We start from the raw sequence: 23,267 nt of genomic DNA on the forward strand, positions 1-23,267 counted from the left end.
AAAAATTCAAACTAAAATTCAAAATTGTCATATAAGCCAAGTATCCAAAAAAGCACTCAACTCTATAATTTAACACAAACTATCCCCCACTTTTAGCCTTTTGCCGTTTATATAAGCTCTCGCATTCACTATTTTTTTACCTACTTCTTGCAAGGCTTTAACTTTCAGTACCCCTTTTTCACAAGCAAGTAAAAAATATGAATTTTTTACAGCCAAAATCTTACCTGCCTTTGAATTTACCTTTGAATTCACACCCACTTCGTCATTTTGAGTCTGTGTAGCAAGTGAAGAATCTATATTTAAATTCACGGTTTGTTCTTTGTCTGTGGATTTTTCGCCACACTCAGAATGACAAGTGGTAGCATTTTCTAAATTCTCGCTCAAATTTATATCCTCAAACCCCACATCTTCGACAACTTCAATATCCATAAATTTAAGCCCATTTTCCAAAAAAACACCAGGCCAAGGATAAAAGGCAAGAAATTTGCGGTAAATCTCCCTCGCGTCTTTTAAATTCACAAGTCCGTCTTCTTTTTTGATTTTAACGCAGTAAGTAGCCTTGCTCTCATCTTGAGGCTCTGCTTTTAGCAAATTAAATTCACTCAAAACACGCACGCAAAGTGTTGCTGCTAACTCGCTCATTTGCTCAAAAACCTCACTCGCCCTTTTGTCTTTTATGTTTAATTTTTCACTAGCCAAAACAGCCCCTGCATCGAGCTTTTCGTTCATTAGCATAGCACAAACCCCACTTATTTCATCGCAGTTTAAAATGGCTTGTTGGATGGGGCTTGCTCCTCGGTATTTTGGTAAAAGTGAGGCGTGTAAATTTATGCAAGGCGTTATTTCTAGCAAAGCCTTTGGCAGGATCTTCCCATAAGCTGCTACTACTATGAAATCAGGCTTTAAGCCTTGAATTTGCTTGATGATTTCGTCATTTTTTAGGGATTTTGGAGTAAAAATGGGAGTTTGGGGGATTTTTTCTCGTGCAAGTGCCTTAACTTCGCTTTGTTTTAGCTTACCCTTTCTGCCAAAAGCCTTATCTTCATTTGTAAAAACGCACAAAATGTCGAATTTTTTAGCACGATTTATGTCTTTTAAAGCATTTGTGGCATTTGATCTTGTTTCAAGGACAACTTCTTCTTTTGGCCCTGATCCGCTAATAGCACTAGCTTGTGATGAAAAATTCAAGCTTTTGTCTATTAACTCGTCTAAAATTCTAGCCGCAAAGCTGGGAGTTCCCATAAAAATAATCTTAATAGGCATTAGTTGTTATTTTTGTCGTTGTATTCTACGCCCCACAAACGCATAGCCTCAATTATGGGCTTTAAGGAAAGTCCAAGCTCACTTAGCTCATACTCTACCTTTGGAGGAACTTGCGCATAAACCGTTCTTTTTATAAGCTTGTCTCTTTCTAGATCTCTTAGCTGCAAGGTAAGGGTGCGGTGGGTGATCGAACTCATAGCCCTTTGTAACTCGTTAAATCTTTTCTTGCCATAAAAAAGATAGTAGATAATGAGTAATTTATACTTGCCGCTGATTAAATTCAAGGTCGTTTCCACAGGGCAAAATGCCTTACATTGTTCCTCTGTATTCATCCTCATCCTTGGTAAAATTAAATATCAAAAATTATACTTAGCTAAGGTTAATGTTAGTATATATAATCAATGTCCGTTCTTGCCTTAGCTATCATTAAATGTTATAATTTTTCCCTATTTAAATTTAAAGGAGAAAAAATGAAATTACTAGACAATGCAAAGGTGATCGAAGCCTTTAATTTCCGCAATGCATGCAAGGCATTTGATGGCTCTAAAAAGCTTGATAAGGCTGATTTTGACACTATTTTAGAAGCAGGTAGGCTTAGTCCTAGTTCCTTTGGCTTTGAGCCTTGGAAATTTTTAATCGTTCAAAGTAAGGATCTTAGATCTAAGCTTCACGGTGCAGTTTGGGGAGGACAAGACGGTCTTAAAAACGCAAGTGAGTTTATAATATTCTTAGCTAGAAAAAATGCAGATCTTCACCCTGATGCTGATTATATCACCTATATAATGAGGGATGTTCAAGGGCTTAATGAGGAAATTCAAAAGATCAAAAGGGGTTTTTTTGAAAGCTTTCAAAAGGATAATTTCAATATCTACAATGACGAGCAAAAGGTCTTTGACTGGGCTTGCAAGCAGTGTTATATAGCCCTTGGCAATATGATGAGTGTTGCAGCCTTACTTGGACTTGATTCTTGTCCTGTTGAGGGCTTTGATCAAGCAAGGGTGGATAAGATCTTAGAAGAAGAGGGCATAATTGACACCAAAAAGCTAGGTGCTGCTGTGATGTGTTCTTTTGGATATAGACTAAATCCTCCAAAACACGCCAAAACAAGACAAAGCTTAGATAAGATCATTCAAATCGTTTAAACAAACCCCCACCAAGTAGGTGGGACTCACACAGGGATAATTATGCAGCATTTTACACTACACAACGGCATTAAAATGCCAGCCCTTGGACTTGGCACAGATTATTTGAATGATGAAATGGGGCAAGAGCTCATTGAAAAAGCCCTAGAAATAGGATATAGGCTCATTGACACAGCACAAATGTATAAAAACGAAGCAGAGGTAGGAAGGGCGATTAAGGCAAGTAAGCTTAAAAGGCAGGATCTTTTCATAGTAACAAAGATTATGAATAATGAGGATGAATCAAGCACAAAAAAAGCCATAGAAAGATCCCTAAAAAGCCTTGATACAAGCTACATAGACCTACTTTTAATCCACCATCAATACCCTGGCTCAAAGCCTATGTATAAGGCTATGGAGGCAGTTTACAAAGAGGGTGTGCTTAAAAGCATAGGGGTTTCAAATTTTGGGATGAAAACCTACAGCGAATTCATTAAACATTGCGAGATAGTGCCTATGGTTAATCAATGCGAGACGAATTTAAAGCTACAACAAAGACCTTTAAAGGCACTTATGAAAGAAAAGGGTACACTACTTCAAAGCTGGAGTCCTTTTATGGCAGGAGAAAAGCCTATTTTAAAGGATGAAAAGCTTAAAAAGATAGCTTTAAGATATGAAAAAAGCCCAGCTCAAATCATCTTGCGTTTTTTAATCCAAGAAGGGGTGCAAGTAATTCCAAGAAGCTTTAAGGTTGAACATATAAAAGAAAATTTCAAGGTGTTTGACTTTACGCTTAAAGAGGATGATATGGATTTGTTAAGAAGCTTTGATGAAAACAAAAGCTCTTTTTCTTGGACAAGTTATATAAGTTAAGGAGAAAAAATGAAAAAAATTCTAATTTTAAATGGGGGCGGTGAGCACGGAGAATCAAAGGGCGAGTTAAATTTAGCCCTTACGCAGATTATGCAAGAGGAGCTAAAAAAGCTAGCTAAGGAGCTTAAAATCACCCATATACAAAAAGGCTATGAGATTAAAGATGAGGTAGCAAAATGGGAGTGGGCTGACTGTGTCATCTTGCAAATGCCTGGCTGGTGGATGGGCGAGCCTTGGTTTGTGAAAAAATACTTTGACGAAGCCATAGGAGATCAGGCTCTTGGAGTGCTTTTTAAAAGCGATGGAAGAAGTCGCACGGATGCAAGTAAGAAATATGGAAGCGGTGGGCTTTGTCAGGGCAAGGCTATGATGCTAAGCACCACTTGGAATGCCCCGCTTTATGCCTTTAATGAGGTAGGTGAATTCTTTGATGGCAGAGGGGTTGATGAGGTCTTTACTCATATTTATAAGATCTTTAAATTCTTAGGTTTTAGCAAATTTTTACCAAGCTTTATGGTAAATGATGTATATAAAAATCCCAATTTCGCCAAGTGGGAAAATGATTTAAGGCAGCATATTAGGGTGAATTTTGTTTCTTAATAACATTAAGGGTTTCAATTAAACTAAATAGGATCTTCTCTCATCAATTTTAATAAATTTTGATGAAAATATTGCCTTAAATTTTTTGTCTTAATTCTATTTCCTTTAAGTGAAGGACAAAATTTTCAGCCATTAAATTTAGCTAAACGAAACTTTACATAACCCCTTTTGTTTACAGTTGCAAGTATGCGAAGCAAAAAAATTCACAATTTACACTAATGTGGTTTTGTCCCTTTGCAAATCCATTTGCACTATGTTTTACAAAATCTTGTGTCTTTGCTCCTCTTGCAAAGGCACGAGTGTGTAACACGAAGTAAAAACACAGATCTTTTCTTGCTAATCCCACGCTTACCTCGCACCCTTTTTGCATCTTCTACTACACAGTTGCAAGCAAAGCCTTGTAAAAAATAACTCTCACCCCCTTTAATCTCACCGCTCATTTTCTAAAAAAACTTCATTTTGCTGATTTTTTCACACTCTTTGGCTATCAAAATGCGAATTTGCTTGAAAATCTTATACAAAGCTTAATGACGCATTTGACAAAGATCAGCGATTTTTTTGCCTATAAATCAAGGCTTCTTGCAAAGGGGCAAGTCGCAAAGCAAAGTAAAAAATACCTTAAAATTTCCCTTACATTTGGCGAAATTTAGAAACGGACTTTTGTTTTTCATAGGACTTAGCTTACAAACCCTTTGATTTAAGTTTAATTAAGCCAATTAAGATTACAATATCTCTTTAATTTTGTATTCAAAGATAGAAGATGCTACAAGAGATATTAAATGGCGATTGCCATTACATTTTAAAGAATTTTATCCCTAATGAGTCTGTGGATATAATCATAACCTCGCCCCCTTATAATGTCGCACACAAATACGAAAACTACAATGATGACTTAGACTTTAACGACTATCTTAACTCTATGAAAGAGATCTTTTCTCAATGCTACCGTGTGCTAAAAAGTGGGGGTAGAATCTGCGTAAATGTGCCTTTTGCTGTGAAAAATAAAGAAAGCAAAGAGGTTAAATTTTTAAGCATTTATATGATGCAAATTCTAAACTCAATAGGCTTTAAGGAATTTGAGCTAATTTCTTGGCATAAGGGCAAGGATATAAGGCATTTTCAGGGCAATAACACAGCTTGGGGTAGCTGGAAAAGCCCATCTTGCCCCTCATTTCGTCCGCTTGGCGAGGCTGTGCTTGTATTTTATAAGGATGAAAGGGTGCATAAGATAACGGGGGGGGGGGCGACCCACACGAATTCATAGACATTACAAGCGAGGAATTTAAGGAATGGACCAAAAATCTTTGGTATTTTGACAAGGACAAAGACCAAGGCTTTGAAGGCATTTTATGTGCTAGTAACAATGCCAAAAAAGACACCCACCCAGCACCCTACCCAGAGGATTTGATAGAAAGATTATTAAAAATCTACTCCTACAAAAACGACCTTGTTTTAGACCCCTTTAATGGCACAGGCACAAGCACACTTGTAGCTTCTAAGTTAAATCGACAGTTCATAGGCATTGAGCTTTCAAAAAGCTACTGCCTTGTAGCCTTGCAAAGGCTTAATGCTATCAAAAAGCCCTCAAATTTATACAGCTTTGACAAAGATGTCTCAAAGCTCATAAATAGCGAAAAAATAGCTGATTCTTTAAATGAGATTTTTCCTTACAAAGAAGCCTTTAGTCCTTATTTGCTTGAATTTTTAAAGCAAAAATTCAAATGCAAGATAGCTTCTGTGTTTGATCCATTTTGTGGAGTGGGAAGTAGTTTTTTAAGCAAAGAGACTAAGTGCTGTTTTGGCTTTGACACAAACCCCTTTGCTATAAATGTAAGTTTGGCAAAGCTTACACCTTTAAATTCAAAAAAGATAAAGCAGGCTTTAAAACTGCTTGAAAACTTTAATCAAGATTTCGTAAGCCCCTTTGCCTTGCCAAAGTGGCAACCCTTTGAAAAATACGCAAACAAGGAAAAATTTTCCCTTATAATGAGCCTTATGGAGCATTTCAAGGGCTTTGATAAAGAACTTTATCATTTTGTTAAATACACGCTTTTGTCAAATCTTGACAAAATGCTTGATTACAAAAAAGATGGCAATGGCATAAAATATAGAAAATCCAAGATAAAAGAGCTTATACTTTATATGAAAGAGTTGTTGTGTAGGGCATTTGAGCTAAAAAGTGCTTTTGATAAAGAGAACACAAAAGAAATAAATTTACAAAATACATCAAGTCTTGCAAAAAGCCTTGATATAAGGGTTGATTGCGTGCTTACTTCCCCTCCCTATGCGAATTTGTTTGATTATTTTGAGGTATATAAGATGGAACTTTGGAGCAGTGGCATAATCAAGGACTATGCCCAGTGGAAAAGCCTCAAAAAGAGTGCTTTAAGAAACAATAAAAATGCAAATTTAAACACAAATGATTTCATAAAGAACGAACTTTTGCAAAAAGCCCTAGAAAAACTGCAAGATAAAAACTTAGATAAAAGCACAATTACTATGCTAAAAAACTATTTTTATGATATGAAAATAATCTTGCAAAAATGCTTTGAGCTACTTAAAAATGATGGCTTTTGCTTTATTGTCGTGGCTAATTCTTGTTATAAGGGTGTGCCTATAAAAACAGATGAAATTCTAGCTAGAGAGGCTGAAAAAATAGGCTTTAAGCTTAAAGAGCTTATCATCGCAAGAAAGATTAACACCTCAGCCCAGCAAATGAAAACGCTTGATAACTTAACTAAATTTTATTTAAGAGAAAGCATTATAGTGCTACAAAAGGATAAGCTATGAAAGAATTAGCAAGGAAATTCAAAAGAAATGATACGGGCTTGTTTTTTGATTCTTTTAAACATTTTAAGCATAATTTATCTAATTTAATTGCTGTTGAATTACCCACACTTTACAAATTTGGGGCAAAAAAATATCTTAATCTTATACCCACAAATTATAAGTCCAAATACCCAGATATGCGAAAAATAGGCTTAATTGACTATGACAAGCCTCTTAGTAAGGATTTTAAGCTTACAATTTGGGGCGAGTTTTTTATGAAAAATCTAAAATTAAGACAAAATTTTTATGATGAAAGCTTTTTAAAAAGTGGTAGAAAAAATATAAGCTCTTTGAGTGCAAGTAAGCTGATTTCTTGCTTTGATGAGCTAGAAAGCTACCGTTATGAAATGCTTACAATAATCTTATCATATTATGATACAAGCGATATGATTCGTCCCTATCTTAGTCTTTTAATTTTTTTAAAGCACCATAAATTCACGCATCTTGATAAAGATATACTCCAAAACATCCTAGCACACAACAAGGAGCAAATTTTACTAATGCACTACGACAAAAATGCCTTTATTAAGCTTGATAAAAGCTTACAAGCTGAGCTAAGAAGACCCATTTCTTACATTTATAATTTCTTGCAAAGTGCTTTAATCATAGATGAAAAGTGCAAAATCATCGTTGATTATACACTTGTAGATATGGTTATAGCTAAGATGAATAAGGAATTTGTGCTATATGAACAAAGGATAAATTCTCGTCCAGCAAAAGAACAAAGGGCATTTAGAGAAAATGTTTTAAAGGCTTATGATTATAAGTGTGCGATTACAAGGGAGTGCATTTGCGTAAGGGGTAGCTATTTGCTTGAAGCAGCACATATTATACCCTACAAGGATGGAGGTTCTTTTGCTACGACAAATGGCATAGCTTTAAGCTATGAGATGCACAAGATGTTTGATAAGGGCTTGTTTGGCTTTGTTTATGAGGGAGATAAGATTAAAATTCAAACCTCAAATTCATCCGACATAAAAGATGAAACAGGCATACTTGATAGTATTAAAGATAAAAATATATTACTTCCAAAAGAACTTAAATTTTACCCAGCTAAGATAGCCCTAGAATACAATCTTAAAAAATATTTAATAAATTAAACAAGGATTATTTAATATGGCTTAAGATACTATAATGAAATTTTAGCTTATCAATTTCAGCAAATTTTGATGAAAATATTGCCTTAAAATTTTTGTCTTAATTCTATTTCCTTTAAGTGAAGGATAAAATTTTCAGCCATTAAATTTAGCTAAACGAAACTTTGCAAAGCCCCTTTTGTTTACAGTTGCAAGAGTACGAAGCAAAAAAAATTCACAATTTACACTAATGTGGTTTTGTCTCTTTGCAAACTCGTTTTCGCTATGTTTTACAAAATCTTGTGTTTTTGCTTTTTATTGCAAAGGCACGAGTGTGTAACACAAAGTAAAAACACAGATCTTTTCTTGCTAGTCCCACGCTTAGCTCGCACCCTTTTTGCACCTCCTACTACACAGTTACGAACAAAGCCTTGTAAAAAATAACTCTTGCCCCCTTTAATCTCACCGCTCATTTTCTAAAAAAACTTCATTTTGCTGATTTTTTCACACTCTTTGGCTATTAAAATGCGCATTTCTCGCACAATTGCATTCACACAAGCATGAGTTATTTTGCAAATTTCAGCGATTTTATCGCCTCTAAATCAATTCTTGCAAAATGAGGGGCATAAAAGGCGAAATAAAAAATATTTCAAAATTCTTTAAATTTATTTTAAGAGATTAGGGAATGAATTATATATTTGTTTTTTCATTTTGCTCTTTATGCTTTAAAATGATCTTGTATAAAATTAAAGTATCTTAAGCCAAATATTAACTCAAACTTGTCTTAAAGAATACTTGGCTTGAGTCTAAATTCAAGCTTCTTTGTGAATTTATACACTTTTTGTGTGAGCTTTGTAAGATAAAAGCATTTAAGCCTTAGTTTTAAAATAAGCCAGCTTGAAAATTCACTGTCTTTGTGTGAAATTTTTATCAAAAGGCTAAAATAAGGACAGCTTTTACACAAAATTTGCCTCAAAGCCTTTAAAATTGTGCTATGTTAAGAAATTTTTTAAATTATTATGCAAAAATGACTATCCTAACAAAATAAGAAAGGATCAAATATGAAAAACTTAAACTTAGTTGGCAAGAAGGTTCCTAAACTTTGCTGTGCCTTGTGCTTTGTGCTTTGTGCTGGGGTGGCTGAGCCTATTGGTTCTAATGAGGAGATCATTGCGGATTATTTTTACAAACTAAACGCAGATCCTAAAAATCCCAAAAAGAAGATCAATCACTCAAAGGGCTTTTGTGCTAGTGGGGAGTTTATACCTAATGAGGCCGCAGCTTCTAGGTTTAACATACCCTTGCTTACACAAAAAGGCGAGGTTAAGGCTAGATTTTCTCTTGGTGGGGGAAATGAAAAGCAAAGCGATAATTCAAAGGTAAGGGCTATGGCCTTAAAGATAGATTCAAACGGCGAGCAATGGGAAATGGCGATGACAAATGCCAGAGTAACCTTTTCTAAAAACGCTACTGAATTTATCAAATTTTTTGATTTACAGCTACAGCAAAAAAACAAGAGCCTAACAGCAGAGCAAATAGCAGCTGAAAGAGCAAAGGTGGCTTCTTTTGTGAATTTTTCAAAAGAGGTAGGTTCCTTGCCCATTACTCCTAGCTTTGCTAACAATGCCTATCACAGCGTTCATGCTTATTTCTTTGAGGAAAAAAATGGCAAAAAGCCCCTTGCAGCTCGCTTTTCCTTTGTGCCAAAAAGTGGGGTATTAGCTTTAAATGAGGAGGAGCTTAAAAAGCTAGGAGATAGCTTTTTAGAAAAAAACTTCAAAAAAGAGGTGAAAAAAGCTCCAATAGAATTTGAGCTTGAGCTTGAGCTTGCAAATGCAAAGGATGATCTTAAAAATACCTCAGCCCTTTGGATGGGTGAGCATAAAAAAATCCCCCTAGGAACCTTAAAAATTAGCAAATTTGAAGGCTATGGCTGTAATAAAGAGGTCTTTATGCCTGGCGTTTTGCCTAGTGGCATCTTAGAGCCAAAGGATGATATATTTGAGCTTAGAAATTCTGTATATGCCATTACCTTTGGTAGAAGACAGTAAAACTTGTGAGCTTACAAGACTGTGGGATCGCAAGATCCCTCTTTGTAAATTTAGCCTTGAATTTGGCTATATTTAAAAGGCGATTGATACTTTTAGCTAAAATGGCTAGGATTTTCCTAAGCCATTTTAACAAAATTTTATACAAATTTTCGTTTTTAACCTTGACATTGTATCTAAATTCACCCTCTTTCAAATGAAGGTAGAAAAATTCCTTTTTAATCCCGTGAAACCCCCTAATCTAGCCTTTGTAAGGTCCCCAGAAATTCACAATTTCGTTGATATGGCTTCGTCCATTTGCAAACTCGAATTTAACGTGTTTGACCCTGTAACTTTGCTCCTTCTTGCAAAGTTGCGAGTGTAACGAAGCAAAAAATCCACCAAGGCACCGTAGGATTTTAGTCAATCGCTGTAAATTTCACTTTCTTTAAGCTCTGAAAAGTCCTTTATGATGGGTAGCAACTCTTTGGCAGAGCAAATGTTTGAGCGTATAGACTCGTGCGATTGCATTTTAGTATTCCTTCTCGCAAAGGGACAAGAGGCTTAACGAAGTAAAAACACAGGTGTCTTTTTTCCAGCCCCGCGCCCACGCTTTCCACGCACACCACCGAAGTAGCTCTCATCAACTTCGATTTCACCGCTGAGATTTTTTCGCACTCTTTAAGGGTTAAAAGCTTGCTGCACTATCCTATTAACACAAGGGCGAGAAACCTTGCAAAGAGGGCAATTTTGCTTACGCAAAGATCAGCACAAAAACACTCTAAAATTGATTAAATTTTCGCTTTCAAATGTAGGGCAAAAACATATACTAAGATCGATTTTATCAATTTTTTAGATCTAATTATATTAGCTAAAAGTATCAATCGCCATTTAAAAATATGACTTTCTATGTTATCTTTAACTCCCCTCTCCTCCGAGTCCTCAAACATACACAATTAACTGAATTTTAAGCCTTAAACATATAATTTGTTTTAAAGTCATTTAAGCAAGATGAATGTTGGCTTGAATTTATAAGGATTTAGCTAAATTTAAACTCAATTAAACTTAATAGGATTTGCTCTTATCAATTTCAATAAAGTTTAATGAGAATTTGTCCTAATTTTTTTATCTTAATGCTCTTGCTTTTAAATGAAGGACAAAATTTATATCAGGTTTTATTAAAATTGATAAGAGTAAATCTGCTTAAAATTGGTTAAAACAAATTACAAAAATTCAAACAGTTAAATTCAAGCTAGCTAAGATAGAACTTGCAAATTTATTTAAGTTTCAGCTAGTTTTGTAAATTCAAATTTGCAAGATAGATAAAGATCTTGTCTAGCAAAGGCTCTTTTCTTTAAAAAATTCAAGCTTTTTATGGTAAAACAGTTGCTAAGGGTGTTTATTTAAGGACAAGCTCAAAGCTAGACACAAATCACTTAAAGCCCTCTTTTTGCAAATCTACGACTTAGCCAAACACCTTACTAAAAAAAACTGCACAAAAAATAACTAACTTAAATTACGCAAAAAAAAAAAAAATTCAAAGCAACTTTTTTTATAGCTTGAAGCAAAATATAATCAAAATGCCTTGAATTTATATATTGATATATTTTAATTTTGATAATTTATAAATTTTACAAGGCTTAAATTCAAAAATAAAAGCTCTTTAAATTTTAAAAAATTCACAAGATTAAAATAGTAAATAAGCCCTAATTTTGCTCTTTTTCTCTCGGTTTGCCCTAACAAATCAAAGCTTTGCGCACTAAAAGACTAACTCAAAGGCTAAAATCGCTTTTCAAGCCCACAAAAAAGCATAAGCTTAATAATCTAAAATCGCCACTCCCTCACTTCACCTCCATTTCACCTCCATTTCACCTCCATTTCACCTCCATTTCACCTCCATTTCACCTCCATTTCACCTCCATTTCACCTCCACTATCTTCCCACTTCCACTTCACCCCCACTTCATCTCCACCTCCACTGTCCCCCCATTTTATCTCTTTGCAAAATTTCACTTTTCACAAAGTTTTAAAAAAATATTAAACTTAAATAACTTCGCAAAAATTCAAATAAAAATCTTTAACTTTAATCCTAAATATCATAATTTCATAAATTTTTAAGCTGAAAAATAATACAATACTTGCCTTAATTAAAATCAAAAAGCTTTCAAAATATCTTTATTGATTTAACATTAAGAATTTTTTAAATCAAAACAAGGAGATCTTATGCAAAGGCATAAATTTTCATTAGCAGCTGTATTTTTTATGGTTGCGGGGGGGGGGGGGCTAGCCTTTGGCGATGAAACCTACACCCTTGAATCCACAGTTATCTCAGCCTCAGGCTATGAGCAAGAGATCAAATACGCCCCAGCCTCAACAAGCGTCATCACAGGAGAGGAGCTTTCAAAGATGCCAGTTCGCGATCTAGCAGAAGCCATAGGAGAAATTCCAGGAGTTGATCTACACGCTAGCAAGGGCAAGACAGGAGGCTTTAACATCACTATGCGCGGGCTTACAAACTACACCCTCGTGCTTGTGGATGGTAAAAAGGTGTCAACCACCTCAAACAACGATCTAGGTCCAAATGGCTTTGGCGAGTTTACCAACACCTTCTTGCCCCCTCTTTCTAGCATAGAAAGGATAGAGGTCATTAGAGGTCCTATGAGCACGCTTTATGGCTCAGAAGCCCTTGGAGGCGTGATAAATATCATCACAAAAAAGGCTAGTAAAAACTGGCAAACCTCTGTGTCCTTTGATAGCCTCTTACAAGAGCATAGAGACTATGGAAACGCCTTTAATTTTGGCATCTTTTCAAGGGGACCTCTCATTGAAGATAAGCTTGATGTGCAGCTAAGAGCAAGGACGGGTTATAGACATCCGGCTGATGTTAGAAATCAAAACGGCACCATTCGCCGCCCTCACGCAGGGGATAATCCAACCAAGGCAAATCTTTATAATTTTGGAGCAAGATTAAGCTATCTTTTTGATGAGAAAAACACTGTGATAGCAGATGTGGATTTTTCCTATCATCATTATGATAATAGACAGTCTCAGATGGGAAATAGAACTGTTAGAGAAGCAAACGGTCTGTATACTGGTGGCTATCCTCCAACTGTCATTATGAAAAAGCTAAGTGGGTATTTAGCACATGAGGGAAGGTATGATGGGCTTAATTTAAACTCAAGCCTAAGCTTTAACGAGTATGCAAATATGGGACGAGAGGTAGTAGCCACTGGAACTAGCAGAGACGGCTCAAATAGGGATCTAAGAACTAGGGATTATATAGCTGAGAGCAAAGGCGTTTTAGCACTTGGCGAGTATAATACCCTAAGCCTTGGTGCTTCTTATCAATACTCAACATTTAGAGATAGACTTGTAGAAAAGACACATTTTAATAGCTCCTTGCTAGGCGTTTTTGCAGAGGATGAGCTAAATATCTTTAATAAGGTCTTTTTAACCCTTGGTGCTAGGTATAATTACCACGATACCTTTGGAAGTAATGTAAGCCCTAGAGCTTATGTAGTAGCTGAAATAATGGATAATTTAATGCTAAAAGGAGGGGTTAGCACAGGCTTCAAGGCACCTCCTCCAAATAGACTAACCCCAGGAAACTACAACCTCTCAGGGCAAGGAACCACCTATGTATATGGAAATCCTAAGTTAAAAGAGGAAACTAGCATCAATTACGAGTTAGGCTTTACTTATGACAGCAACTTTCTTACTCACTCAGTAACGGGATTTTACACAGTCTTTGACAACAAGCTTTCATCTCAATCAGTAGCCCAAGGCACAACAGTGCCAAATACCAGCGTCTTGTGTGCTACAAATGAAATTTGCTCGCAGGCTATAAATCTTGGCAAGGTTGAATACAGAGGCTTTGAGGTAGGAAGCACCCTAAGACCTATTGATAATCTAGCCTTTAATCTATCTTATACCTATCTTGATAGCAAGGTTAAAAAGGATCAAAACGGAGTAAATGTAGGAAAGCCAGAAGCTGGCTCTTTAAAGCACAACATCATCACAAAGGCTAGCTATAAAATAGCAAGTATTAGTCCTTGGATCAAGGGTGAGTGGCAGCTTGGCAGATACAGAGGAAGTAGTCAAACTCCTGGAACAACTGATCTTTTTAGAGGCTCTCGTTATTATGGGGATGTATTCTTAGCCTCTGTGGGTGTGGGATATGAGCTAAATAAGAACTGGAATTTTAACCTAGCAGTTTATAATGTGCTTGATAAGAACTTTGTAAAGGAATTTGATACACCTACAAATGGGCATTATAATAGAATAGAAGAAAGAAGGCGCTATTATATTTCTGTAAATGGAAGCTTTTAAGGCTTGAAGGGCTTTGAGCTTTAAATTTAAAGCAAGGTTTCAAGGCTTGGCTAGATTTAAGGGCTTGGTGAATTTAAGTTTTGAATTTAAGCTTGGTTTGTAAGCTTTAATGTTTCGATTTTTAAAATAAGATCAAGCCTTTGGCTGGATTTAAGCCTTGAATTTAAATTTTAAGTCTCTTAAATTTAAAAAAAAAAATTCAATGCCTTTAGGTTTTAAATTTAAAGCAAAGCTTCAAGGCTTGGCTTGAATTTAAACTGTGATTTTAAGCTTGAATTTAAGCTTTTAGCTTTCAAGTTTTAGAGCTTAAATTTAAAGAATTCACACAGTTGTGTTGTAAGTTTAAGCAAGTAAATTTAAGCCTTGATTTAAGTTAAGCTTGAATTTAAACTTAGTTTTTAAGCTTTAATGTTTAAATTTTTAAAATAAGATCAGGCCTTTGGCTAAATTTAAGGGGCTTACTTGAATTTAAATTTTAAGTCTCTTAAATTTAAAAAAATTCAAGGCTTTGGGTTTTAAATTTTTTGAGTCTTGAATTTAAAAAAGTTTCAAGCCCTTGGATAGATTTAAAGGCTTGGCTTGAATTTGCTTAAGCCTTTGATTTAAGCTGTTTTGTTTAAATTTACGAAATTCAAGCCCTTGACGAAGTTCAAACTCAGTTTAGCCTTTGAGCTGTGTTTATCTTAGGTGTTTTGAAATTTAAGCTAAATATAAAAAGAATTTTTTTCTTTCATAACACGCTCAAATGCTTTTTCAAATCCAAAGAGTGCTATCTTGGCACTCTTTTTATCTTAAAGCCCTAATGAAAAACTAAAACTGTGAATTTTAATGAGTTGCTTTTAAAAACACTTTGGGCATTTCCTCTCTTTTAATTTTCCTACAAGCTGGGCAAATTCAAGGTCTATTTATAAACTACAAAGCTTTAAATAACTTGCAAATTACAAGCCAAAGCCTAAATTTACTTAAATTCACAAAAATTCAAAAAAGCTTGTTTTGATAATCTTGCTTTGCAAAATGAACAATTTAAAAAGCAAGGTTCTTTTGCGAAAGTCTTTTTATGATTTTAAATTCAACTGTGCTGAATTTTTACTTAAATTCAATGTCTAGTATGAGGCATTTCAATGTTTTTTTGACAAAGCTTTTTTTACAAAAGATCCATGAAATTTTAAGTTTGCTTTGAATTTAAAGAATTTTCAGCCTTGGAATGCTTTTTGCTTTTAAATTCAAAGTTTAAAAAGAGGAGCAAAAGATGAAAGCTTTTACGCAAAAATATGATTTTAAAGGCACAAATGCAGCCTTTGATAAAAATGACAAGGAGTATATAAAAGCCTTATTAAGTAGCGATGAAACACCTGTGATTCCAAGCTCTAAGGAGTATCAAGAAGCTGTAAAAAGCATAGCCCATCTTATGAAAAAGCTTACTGACTTTGCTTATAAGAAGACAAAGGACAGTGAATTAGCCCACGATCTAATGATGATGGGTGGGTATAATTTCTCCACAAAGCCCCTTTGGAGTGAGGCTCAGGGCTTTTTTGAGTATGCTAACAAGAAATTTAACAATCTCCCTCAAGCTGAGATCTACAAAAACATAGCCATTATGAAAAATTACACCCAAACGCATTAAATTAAAGCCTTGTTTAAATTCACAAGGCTGTGCTTGTTAAGCCTTTTACTGCTTAAGCATTCTTAGAATTTTAATCTGCAAAAATTATATCTCTTGGTGGCATCTATTAGAACTTAAATTTTAGGCTAAAAAGCCCCTTTTTTAAACAAGCTTAAATGAATTTAAGAGCTATCTTGCCAAATTTAGCCTTTAAATTTAAGATTAATTTAAATTCAAGCTTATTTTTTTACAAGAAACAAAGTCGAATTAAACTATTAAAAATACATAGTTCTTTTATAAAAATTAGAATTTGTCATACTAAGCAAAAGTATCTCACAATAACGCAAACTTTGTCATACTGAGCGAAAGTGTCTCAAAATAACGCAAACTTTATCATACCAAGCGTGTGCTAAGTATCTCAACTTGTGTCTTGCCATACTGGTCTTTCACAAAAAGCTAAGTATCTTAAACTTTGTCATACTAAGCGTGTGCTAAGTATCTCAAAGAGAAAGAGATATTTCGCTTTCTGCGAAAGCTCAATATGACAATGCAAGAGATTTTTCGCTTTGTGCTTTGCATTCGGCTCAAAATGACAAAATTCTTGTCATACCAAGCGAAAGATCTCACAAAAATATATCTTTGTTGCGCCTACTCCTTGTAGCCACCTAACTCCTTATAGCCACCTAATAGTTTTCTTGCGAAAATTCAAAAATACAAGGCCTTGTTGTAAGATTAACACTTTTTAAAAAAGAAGCTTTTAAAGCTATCTTGCCAAATTTAACCTTTAAATTTAAAATTAATTTAAGCTTAACTTTTGGCAAAAAACAAAGGCAAATTGAGACATTAAAATACACTAAAAACAGCTAAAATTTAAGAAAACTTTGCTATAATTTGCTTTTTAAAATCCTTGCCTATGAAGATAGGCTATATATCCATAAGGAGAAGATATGAGACATTATGAGGTTTTATTTATACTAAAACCCACGCTCACAGAAGAGGAGCTAAGTGCTAAGGTGGATTTTGTCAAAGAGATCCTTACAAAAAATGAGGGGCTAATCGAAACTGTAGTGCCTATGGGGACGCGAAAGCTTGCTTATACTATCAAAAAATACGAAAGAGGGACATATTTTGTCATCTACTTTAAATCCCCACCTACTCTTATCGCAGAGCTACAAAGGGTGCTAGGCATCACAGAAGAAATCATCCGCTATCTCATAGTAAAATATGAAAGCAAAAAGGAGATTGTAGCTTGGGAAAAGCTAAGTAAGGGCATAAAGCAGGCTAAAAAAGAGATAAAGCCTCTAGAAGCACCTGAAATTTAAGGATAAAACAATGTTTAACAAAGTTGTTTTGGTTGGCAACCTCACAAGAGACATAGAGATGCGTTATGCACCATCAGGTACGGCTATAGGTGCGACAGGCATTGCCGTTACACGCAAGATGACCGTAAATGGCGAAAAACGCGAGGAAACCTGCTTTGTAGATATCACCTTTTGGGGACGAACAGCAGAGGTGGCAAATCAATATTTATCCAAGGGTAGCAAGGTACTTATAGAGGGTCGTTTGCGTTTTGAGCAATGGAATGATCAAAACGGACAAACTAGATCAAAACACACCGTATCCGTAGAAAATATGGAAATGCTAGGATCAAGCCCAAATAGTCAAAACCCAGCTCAAAATCTAAGCTACAATCAAGGCCAAGGAGGCTATAATCAAAACTACAATCAAACAAAAACAATGAGTGGGGATCCCTACTCAAATCAGTCTGTAAATCAGTCCGCAAAGCAGGCTCAAAAACCAGCCCAACAGCCTCCACAACAAGAAAAGCTAAGAGAGATCGATGTAGATAATTTCGAAGCTGACGACTCAGAATTACCATTTTGAAAGGAAAAATTATGGCAGAAAAAAGAAAATACTCACGCAAATACTGCAAATACACAGAAGCAAAGGTAGAATTTATAGACTACAAGGACACAGCCTTGCTTAAATACGCTTTGAGCGAAAGATTTAAGATCATGCCAAGGCGCCTTACAGGCACAAGCAAAAAGTATCAAGAAATGGTCGAGGTGGCCATAAAAAGAGCAAGACAGGTGGCCTTAATCCCCTACATAGTAGATAGGAAAAATGTAGTAAATAACCCCTTTGACGGACTTTAAAGAATTAAATTCAAGCTTTTCATAAGGACACTTTGAATTTTGTGTATTTTTGGATAAAAAGCTTAGAAATTCACTAGGCTATGTGAGCTTTAAGGCTTTTTATCTTTTAGCACACAAAGATGGCAAGGTTATTTTTAAGAATGACAAAATCAAAGTTTGTCAGCTTAATACTTTTTAAAAAAGTTTGCTTTTGTCTAAATTTAAGCCCTATTTTAGATCTTAGATGCTTAAAGTGGGAGTTTTACTTATAAATTTTTGCTCAAGATACTTTAATAGGATTTTGGCTTATCAATTTTAATAAATTTTGATGAGAATATTGCCTTAAATTTTTCGTCTTAACTCTGTTTCTTTTAAATGAAGGATAAAATTTTCTTTTTTTGTGCTTCTAAATTTAGCTAAACGAAACTTTGCAAATCCCCCTCTGCTTGCAGTTGCAAGAGGCTTAACGAAGTAAAAAAGTTCTTTATTTCGTTATGTGGTTTTGTCCCTTTGCAAACCCGTTTGCACTATGCTTTACTCTGTAACTTGCCTTTGCTCCTTCTTGCAAAGTTGCAATCCTTGCGAAGCAAAAAATCAACCAAACCATCATAGGCTTTGAATCTTTCTTGTAAATCTCACTTTATTCAAGCTTTGCAAAGTCCTTTATAATAGACAATAGCTCTTTGGCAGAGCAGTGTTTGAGCATATAAACGCTAAGCTAGCGTTTTAATAAACCTTTTGCTTACAGTTGCAAGAGGCTTAACGAAATAAAGACATAGGTGTATTCTTACCAGTTCCATGTCCCATTTTTTCCACAAACTCTTTTTGCACATTCTGTTCGAAGTTGCAAGACGAAACGAAACAAAAAATAACTCTCACCATCTTCAATCTCACCACTCATTTTGCTAATTTTTCACACTCTTTAAGGGTTAAAAGCTTGTTGCACTATTCTATTAACACAAGGGCGAGAAACCTTGCACAAAACAGCGATTTTGCTTACGCAAATATCAGCACAAAAGCACTCCAAAATTTGTCTAAATTTACGCTCAGAAATGTGCGATAAAAATATATACTTGTTTAACATCGATTTTACCAACATTTCAGCCGTAATTACATCAGCTAAAAGTATCAATCGCCAAATTTATATATTTATACTTTAAAACCATCTTGTATCAAATTAAAGTATCTTGAGTCTAAATTTTAAGTATGTTTTTAAAAGCTAGTTTTAAAACTTTAATTTTACAGTTAAAACAAAGTGCTTTTAAGCCTAACTTTAAGGGCTGAATTTTAGATGTGCTGTGAAAAACTGATATAAACTTTTGTAAGATTAAATTTTAGCCAAGGAACTAAATTGAACGACAAAACTAGCCTAAGTTTAAGCTTTAAATTTAAGGAATTAAAATATCGATTCTACAACACGCTATTCTCATTTTGCCAAAGAAACTAGGCTTTTAGTTTTTGCAAAAATAAAAATTCACACCCTTGTCATTTTTAAGTTTATAAAACAAAGAGGCTTTATTTGATTATTTCGCATTTTGCCTTGTATGACAAAAATTCAAAGGCTTTTGTGAATTTTCTTTTGTGTTGCCATTTTAAAGCTTACAAGAGTAAGGCGAAAAATTTGTATTGATACACTTTGCATTCCAGAATATAAATAAGTATTTTAAGATACTTATCATAAGGCTCAAGACAACTTAAGCGGATTAGAACTCATCATTTTTAACAAGATTTTATACAAAGCTTGATCTTGAATTTTCGTCTTAACTTAGTTTCTTTTAAGTGAAACAAGAAATTTGCTTTTGCCTTTAAATTTAGCAAGTCTATGTTTAGCAAAGCTCTAGAAATTCACAATTTTATTTATGTGATTCTTAGCTAAACTCATTTTTGGAATGTTTTACCCTAAATGTTCTTTAGTACCTTCTTGCAAAGTTGCAAGTGTAAGGATGCAAAAAAATACTTCAAAATCTCTTTAAATTTAGCCTCTGAAATTCTGAAACGATTGATATACTTGTTTTTCATCTTATAAATCATAACTTGAAACTTCTTTATGTGAGCTTAAGTTTAAGAGAGCCAATCTTTTTTTAGGCTCTAAGATTTGCCAATAGTGCTTAAGTGTTTTTTATTAAAAAGCACTGTGGCAAAAGCCTTTTGAATTTAAATTTTTTTCGCACAAGGCTAAAATCCCTAGGCGTTGTTTTTATACAAGGCTTTTAGATTATCATAGGCTATTTGAATTTGCTCAAATTTCTCCCTACATCTTAGCTGTTCTATTTGATCCTTATCATAATGTGAGTCAGGGTGATAAAGTTTGACTAGGATGAGGTATTTTTGTCTGATCTGGTCTATATTATCATTTGGAGAGCAATCAAGAAGTTGAAAATATGAGCCAAAGATCTTAGCCAAGGCATTGAATTTCCACCTATCATTTTCTTTTTTATGTGCTTCTTCTTTGAATTTTTTGTATTCATCCTCATCTATCTTAAAGCTAACACAGTATTTTAAATGCTCATTCACAGAGGCAAAGCTTTCAAAGAGTGCCACCGTGCCTTTGTCCTTGTAAGAAATACTAAGTATGTTAGCTGTTTCGTTGTATTCGCATTGATGCTCTTTGAAATACTGCTTGATATAAGAAACAAAGAGTTTTTCATTTGATCCTAGCTTAAAGATAAGCCCCCCATTTTCAAAGCTCACATCCACAAGGATTAGGGGTTTGAGGGCATTTTCTTCTTTGAAATTTAGCTTAAAGGTCTTTTTGTAGCAAGAGCTGTCTAATTCTATATCATCTTCTTTGTAATGCTTGGCAACTAGCTTTAAAAAATACTTTCTTTGCTGAATTTCACCCTCATCAAAAAAGGACAGGATCTTGTATTTCTTGCCTATTACCTTTGAGAAGTTTTTTGTAATGATTTCTTTAAAATAATGAAAAAGGCTAAGATCGTCTATATTAAGACTTATGGACTGTAAATTTTGGACAATTTGCATTAGATTTCTCCCACAAAAACGCACTCTCATCCAAGGAGCTTGTTTGTTTTAATATTTCATTTGGAGTATAATCGGCTTTATAAGCTAATGATTGACACCCTTTTACAAAATATCCTAAGTAAATGTATTTTAGGTTTCTTTTTTGAGCCATTTTAATCTCAGTTAGCAAGGAAAACTTACCCAAGGAAAATGATCTATATTCAGGATCGTAAAAACAATAAATACTCGAAATTCCATCCTCTAAGATGTCAATTAGATCCACACAAACAAGCTTACCGTCTATGTAAAAATCAAGCTCATAGCCAAAGTCCTGGGCTGCATCTACATAAAGATTATAATACTGTCTAAAATTTAAATAATAAAATTTCCAAGCCTTTGTATCCTTCATAAAGGAGTGATATTTTTCATATAAAAGCAAATGCTCGTTACTTAAACTTGGCTTTCTTAAAACGATCTGAGTTTTTTCATTTTTTTTAATAGCCCTTCTTAGGCTCTTAGAAAAGATAAATTTTTCAATCTCAATTCTAAGCCCCAAGCACTCAGAGCAGCTCTTGCAAATGGGTCTTGAAAAATACGCACCAAATCTCCTCCACCCCCTACTTACAAGCTCTTGATTAAGCTCTTTGGAGCATTCTTGTATGAATTTATACTCCATTATACAACGGTGCCTATCCAAATAAGGGCAGTCATCCTCTAAGGTGCAAAAGCTAATCTCTCTTCTTTCTTCTTTAAAATGTGTCATCTTTTTAATATATCACTATCCTTGACAAAGTCGGCAAATTCTTTACGCAAAGAAGCTTCCTTTGATTCTTGTGAGCTTTCTTCTTTTAATTTTTGCTCTTTTAAAAGCTCTTTTTTAATGTCTCTTAGACTGTCTAAAAAATCACTCATTTCCTAGCCTCTCTGATCCTTTGCAGAGTAGCTGCTATGGCTGCTATGACCTCTTCTTTGTTTTCTTGGTGTCTGTCTTCTGTGTGTTCTAGTATTTCTTGCATATGAGTTTCTATGAAGGAGGTGTCAAAATACCCTCTTCTAAATTCTCTAATCTTGGTAATTGCAATAAGAAAGGGTATGGTTGTTCTTAGATCATCTATGACAAATTCTTTCAATGCCCTTTCTAGCTTGTTAATCACCAAATCATAGCTAGTAGCCTTTACTATAAGCTTAGCAAGCAAGCTATCATAAAAGGAAGGCACGACATAATCCTTATAAATATGGCTATCAACCCTAACCCCAGGTCCTAAGGCAGGAAAATACTCACCTATCTTACCAGCACTTGGGATAAAATTTTTCCACACATTCTCAGCTGTGATCCTAGCCTCCACAGCATAGCCTCTATGCTTTATATCGCTTTGTTCTAGATCTAAGATCTCTCCTGCTGCTATGCGAATTTGCCTAACCACAAGATCAACCCCTATAACCTCCTCTGTGATGGGGTGTTCTACTTGAATTCTTGTATTCATCTCCATAAAATAAAAGCGGTTATAATCATCTAGCAAAAACTCGACCGTTCCAGCATTTGAATATCCCACAGCCCTAGCAGCAGAAACAGCAGTAACCCCTAGGGTCTTTCTTAGATCCTCGCTTATGCTAGGACAAGGTGCTATTTCTATGATCTTTTGATGCCTTCTTTGGATGGAGCAGTCGCGTTCGCAAAGGTGGATTATGTGTCCGTAATTATCCCCTAGAACCTGAATTTCTATGTGTCTTGGATTTACTATATATTTTTCCATAAAAACCTCATCGTTATTAAAAAAAGCCAAGGCCTCTCTCTTGCAAGCCTCAAAAGAAGACTCTAATTCCTCTTCTTTATGAACGACACGAATTCCTCGTCCCCCTCCTCCTCCACTTGCCTTTAAGATAACAGGATAGCCTATTTTTTCAGCCTGTGTTTTAAGCTCATCCAAGGAACAGTCATTTAACTTTTCTGTTCCAGGCACAATGGGAATGCCGTTTTTACTCATAAGATAGCGAGCTATGTTTTTATTTCCCATTTTGTGAATTACTTCTGATCTTGGTCCTATAAAGATAAGCCCTGCATCCTCGCAAGCCTTTGCAAATTCATAATTTTCACTTAAAAAGCCATAGCCTGGATGTATAGCATCAGCCTTGCAAGCCTTTGCTACATCTATGATTCTATCAATGTCTAGGTATCCTCTAATGGCGTTTGTGCCTATTTTATAAGCCTCATCTGCTATTTTTACATGAAGGCAGTGCATATCAGGTTCTGTATAAATAGCCACGCTTTTAATGTGTAAATCCCTACAAGCACGAATCACGCGAATAGCTATCTCGCCTCTGTTTGCAATTAAAATTTTATAAATCATACTAGCTTCCTTGAAGATAAAATCGCATAAGGAAATTATAATTAAAAAACATTAAAAAGTGCATAAAAAAAACAGTTTGTGCTAAAAAATGCCCAAAAACACG

Annotated in this window: 22 protein-coding genes and 3 pseudogenes; 12 read left to right on the plus strand and 13 right to left on the minus strand. The window is 34.8% G+C overall.

Annotation, left to right across the window (positions count from 1 at the left end; translation table 11 throughout):
• Positions 1-69: 69 nt before the first annotated feature.
• Positions 70-1,263 carry a methionyl-tRNA formyltransferase gene (gene fmt / locus DMC01_RS01110; protein WP_142692464.1) on the minus strand — a complete coding sequence of 398 codons (1,194 nt, stop codon included), beginning with the start codon at positions 1,261-1,263 and terminating at the stop codon, positions 70-72.
• Complete coding sequence (locus tag DMC01_RS01115) at positions 1,263-1,595, minus strand: winged helix-turn-helix transcriptional regulator (protein ID WP_142692465.1); 333 nt, start codon at positions 1,593-1,595, stop codon at positions 1,263-1,265. The genes fmt and DMC01_RS01115 overlap by 1 nt, the downstream gene beginning before the upstream one ends.
• Positions 1,596-1,733: 138 nt before the next feature.
• Between DMC01_RS01115 and DMC01_RS01120 the strand changes: the two genes are divergently transcribed.
• Genes DMC01_RS01120 through DMC01_RS01130 form a run of 3 tightly spaced genes read left to right on the plus strand, consistent with a single transcriptional unit; the run spans position 1,734 to position 3,857 of the window.
• A complete protein-coding gene (locus tag DMC01_RS01120) occupies positions 1,734-2,405 on the plus strand; it encodes an NAD(P)H-dependent oxidoreductase (RefSeq protein WP_142692466.1) in 672 nt (223 codons plus the stop codon).
• A 42-nt stretch (positions 2,406-2,447) separates the two neighbouring features.
• Positions 2,448-3,257, plus strand: a complete 810-nt coding sequence (locus DMC01_RS01125; RefSeq protein WP_142692467.1) for an aldo/keto reductase — start codon at positions 2,448-2,450, stop codon at positions 3,255-3,257.
• Positions 3,258-3,266: 9 nt separating this feature from the next.
• Positions 3,267-3,857, plus strand: a complete 591-nt coding sequence (locus DMC01_RS01130; protein ID WP_142692468.1) for an NAD(P)H-dependent oxidoreductase — start codon at positions 3,267-3,269, stop codon at positions 3,855-3,857.
• Positions 3,858-4,108: 251 nt separating this feature from the next.
• On the opposite strand, the gene DMC01_RS01135 is transcribed toward DMC01_RS01130, so the two are convergent.
• Positions 4,109-4,297 (minus strand): hypothetical protein, encoded by a 189-nt coding sequence (locus DMC01_RS01135; RefSeq protein WP_142692469.1) that lies wholly within the window; start codon positions 4,295-4,297, stop codon positions 4,109-4,111.
• 320 nt (positions 4,298-4,617) lie between these two features.
• Here DMC01_RS01135 and DMC01_RS15695 point away from each other — a divergent pair, with 320 nt between their 5' ends.
• From DMC01_RS15695 to DMC01_RS01145, 3 genes are read left to right on the plus strand one after another with little or no spacing between them, the layout of a single operon-like run.
• On the plus strand, positions 4,618-5,121 hold the full coding sequence (locus DMC01_RS15695) for a DNA methyltransferase (protein ID WP_282432214.1): 504 nt from the start codon (positions 4,618-4,620) through the stop codon (positions 5,119-5,121).
• Between the two features lie 2 nt (positions 5,122-5,123).
• Complete coding sequence (locus tag DMC01_RS01140; RefSeq protein ID WP_282432220.1) at positions 5,124-6,647, plus strand: DNA methyltransferase; 1,524 nt, start codon at positions 5,124-5,126, stop codon at positions 6,645-6,647.
• Positions 6,644-7,786 carry an HNH endonuclease gene (locus DMC01_RS01145; protein ID WP_142692470.1) on the plus strand — a complete coding sequence of 381 codons (1,143 nt, stop codon included), beginning with the start codon at positions 6,644-6,646 and terminating at the stop codon, positions 7,784-7,786. Before DMC01_RS01140 ends, DMC01_RS01145 begins: the two co-directional genes overlap by 4 nt.
• Before the next feature lie 266 nt (positions 7,787-8,052).
• On the opposite strand, the gene DMC01_RS01150 is transcribed toward DMC01_RS01145, so the two are convergent.
• Positions 8,053-8,235, minus strand: coding sequence for a hypothetical protein (locus DMC01_RS01150; RefSeq protein WP_142692471.1), 183 nt, complete (start codon positions 8,233-8,235; stop codon positions 8,053-8,055).
• Between the two features lie 588 nt (positions 8,236-8,823).
• Between DMC01_RS01150 and DMC01_RS01155 the strand changes: the two genes are divergently transcribed.
• Positions 8,824-9,813: a catalase gene (locus DMC01_RS01155; RefSeq protein WP_142692472.1), complete on the plus strand. Its 990-nt coding sequence runs from the start codon at positions 8,824-8,826 to the stop codon at positions 9,811-9,813.
• A 238-nt stretch (positions 9,814-10,051) separates the two neighbouring features.
• On the opposite strand, the gene DMC01_RS13030 is transcribed toward DMC01_RS01155, so the two are convergent.
• Together DMC01_RS13030 and DMC01_RS01160 are read right to left on the minus strand one after the other, a co-directional pair.
• Complete coding sequence (locus DMC01_RS13030; protein ID WP_185908576.1) at positions 10,052-10,216, minus strand: hypothetical protein; 165 nt, start codon at positions 10,214-10,216, stop codon at positions 10,052-10,054.
• Between the two features lie 149 nt (positions 10,217-10,365).
• Positions 10,366-10,452 (minus strand): annotated as a pseudogene (locus DMC01_RS01160) (IS1595 family transposase); the annotation flags it as partial.
• 1,559 nt (positions 10,453-12,011) lie between these two features.
• On the opposite strand from DMC01_RS01160, the gene DMC01_RS01165 reads away from it, so the two are divergent.
• From DMC01_RS01165 to rpsR, 5 genes are all read left to right on the plus strand, one after another.
• Positions 12,012-14,117 carry a TonB-dependent receptor domain-containing protein gene (locus DMC01_RS01165; protein WP_142692473.1) on the plus strand — a complete coding sequence of 702 codons (2,106 nt, stop codon included), beginning with the start codon at positions 12,012-12,014 and terminating at the stop codon, positions 14,115-14,117.
• A 1,249-nt stretch (positions 14,118-15,366) separates the two neighbouring features.
• A complete protein-coding gene (locus DMC01_RS01170) occupies positions 15,367-15,741 on the plus strand; it encodes a nucleotide-binding protein (RefSeq protein WP_142692474.1) in 375 nt (124 codons plus the stop codon).
• A 926-nt stretch (positions 15,742-16,667) separates the two neighbouring features.
• Entirely contained in the window at positions 16,668-17,042 is a 375-nt protein-coding gene (rpsF, locus tag DMC01_RS01175; RefSeq protein ID WP_142692475.1) for a 30S ribosomal protein S6, read from the plus strand.
• Positions 17,043-17,052: 10 nt separating this feature from the next.
• Complete coding sequence (locus DMC01_RS01180; protein ID WP_142692476.1) at positions 17,053-17,604, plus strand: single-stranded DNA-binding protein; 552 nt, start codon at positions 17,053-17,055, stop codon at positions 17,602-17,604.
• 11 nt (positions 17,605-17,615) lie between these two features.
• Positions 17,616-17,876, plus strand: a complete 261-nt coding sequence (rpsR, locus tag DMC01_RS01185) for a 30S ribosomal protein S18 (protein WP_142692477.1) — start codon at positions 17,616-17,618, stop codon at positions 17,874-17,876.
• Positions 17,877-18,339: 463 nt separating this feature from the next.
• On the opposite strand, the gene DMC01_RS15700 is transcribed toward rpsR, so the two are convergent.
• From DMC01_RS15700 to DMC01_RS01200, 7 genes and pseudogenes are all read right to left on the minus strand, one after another.
• Entirely contained in the window at positions 18,340-18,462 is a 123-nt protein-coding gene (locus DMC01_RS15700; protein WP_282432215.1) for a hypothetical protein, read from the minus strand.
• A gap of 1,077 nt (positions 18,463-19,539) precedes the next feature.
• A pseudogene (locus DMC01_RS14645) lies at positions 19,540-19,759 on the minus strand (IS1595 family transposase); the annotation flags it as partial.
• Positions 19,760-19,805: 46 nt separating this feature from the next.
• Positions 19,806-19,886: pseudogene (locus DMC01_RS16345) on the minus strand (IS1595 family transposase); the annotation flags it as partial.
• Positions 19,887-20,039: 153 nt separating this feature from the next.
• On the minus strand, positions 20,040-20,837 hold the full coding sequence (locus DMC01_RS01190) for an adenylosuccinate lyase (RefSeq protein ID WP_142692478.1): 798 nt from the start codon (positions 20,835-20,837) through the stop codon (positions 20,040-20,042).
• On the minus strand, positions 20,800-21,579 hold the full coding sequence (locus tag DMC01_RS01195; protein ID WP_142692479.1) for an arginyltransferase: 780 nt from the start codon (positions 21,577-21,579) through the stop codon (positions 20,800-20,802). Before DMC01_RS01195 ends, DMC01_RS01190 begins: the two co-directional genes overlap by 38 nt.
• Positions 21,576-21,728 (minus strand): hypothetical protein, encoded by a 153-nt coding sequence (locus DMC01_RS13035; protein WP_185908578.1) that lies wholly within the window; start codon positions 21,726-21,728, stop codon positions 21,576-21,578. The genes DMC01_RS01195 and DMC01_RS13035 overlap by 4 nt, the downstream gene beginning before the upstream one ends.
• Positions 21,725-23,164, minus strand: a complete 1,440-nt coding sequence (locus DMC01_RS01200) for an acetyl-CoA carboxylase subunit A (protein WP_142692480.1) — start codon at positions 23,162-23,164, stop codon at positions 21,725-21,727. The genes DMC01_RS13035 and DMC01_RS01200 overlap by 4 nt, the downstream gene beginning before the upstream one ends.
• Between the last annotated feature and the right edge of the window lie 103 nt (positions 23,165-23,267).

It is taken from the genome of Campylobacter troglodytis (assembly GCF_006864425.1).
Classification (GTDB): domain Bacteria; phylum Campylobacterota; class Campylobacteria; order Campylobacterales; family Campylobacteraceae; genus Campylobacter_D; species Campylobacter_D troglodytis.